Raw genomic sequence first — 1,254 nt, 5'->3', positions numbered from 1 at the left:
CCAGCTGCACGCCAGCTCGGACATCCCCTCGCTCAACGCGATCACGGACCCGAACGCGGCGCCGTTCGACACGTCGGTGCCGGACATCTACCGGTACGCGACCTGGAAGCAGGACTTCGAAAAGAACGGCCCGAAGAACTTCCAAATGATGTGGCTCTCGAGCGACCACACCGGCGGCACCGCCGGCCCGGAAGCCCAGGTCGTCGACAACGACCTCGCCGTCGGCAAGATCGTCGACGAGATCTCACACTCCCGGTACTGGAAGGACTCCGCGATCTTCATCGCCGAGGACGACAGCCAGAACGGCGCCGACCACGTCGACGGCCACCGCGCCCCGGTCCAGGTCATCAGCCCGTACGCGGTGCACGGCCGGACCGTCAGCACCTTCTACTCCCAGATCAACATGATCCGGACCATCCAGCAGATCCTCGGCGCCCAGCCCCTGAACCAAAAGGTCGCCGCGGCCACCCCAATGATCGACGCCTTCACCAACAAAGCCGACCTCACGCCGTACACGGCGGTCCCGAACCAGGTCCCGCTGACCGAGGGCGTCAAGACCGCCCCCGCCTGCGGCCCCGACACGCTCGGCCAAACCGGTGCCGCCGCCGCGGCGGTGAACAACGCCGCAGCCAAAGCCGTGGGCGTCCCGGCCCCGATGCAGGACACCGCCGAACAGTGGGACGACTGGTCCCAGCAGCAGCACCTGACCGGCAACGGCGCGAAGGAAGACTACGCGAACCCCTACCTGTTCAACCGCTGGACCTGGTACCAGACCCACAACTGGTCTTCCCCGTACCCCGGAGACGCCAAGATCTACGGCCCCAACAACGTGCCCGGTATCCCCGCCGGCTCGGCCAACCACGACGACGACTGACCGACCCCTGACCGGTGCCCCCGACCACAGACACCCCGCCATGCGCCGGACCCGACAGAGAACCCCGCACGGGCCCGGCGCATGCCGGCCAAGCAGCACCCCCGCCAGGTAATACCCGTTACCCCCGGGGCCCCGCGTCGATTTACGACGGCGGGCCACCCCTCCTTGCCACCAGGAACGATCGGATACCCCATGCCTTATCCAGCACCACGATTCACCGGCAAAAGAGTAGCGGCTGCGGCCGGCGTTGCCGCCCTGGCTGCCTCGGCCCTGACCGCCGGACTGGTGGGCGTCGCCGCAGGCCCGGCCTCCGCCGTCGAAAGCCACGAGTCCACCACCACACCGATCAAACATGTGGTGGTGATCTTCCAGGAGAACGT

The 1,254-nt window shown here is 67.6% G+C and carries 2 pseudogenes; both read left to right on the top strand.

Annotation, left to right across the window (positions count from 1 at the left end):
• Window positions 1-874: pseudogene (locus AC1DFE_RS24030) on the top strand (phosphoesterase); the annotation flags it as partial.
• Window positions 875-1,066: 192 nt separating this feature from the next.
• Window positions 1,067-1,254 (top strand): annotated as a pseudogene (locus AC1DFE_RS24025) (phospholipase); the annotation flags it as partial.

This window comes from Arthrobacter sp. 05T423 (assembly GCF_056396245.1).
This window is presented reverse-complemented; position numbering and strand designations above follow the sequence as displayed.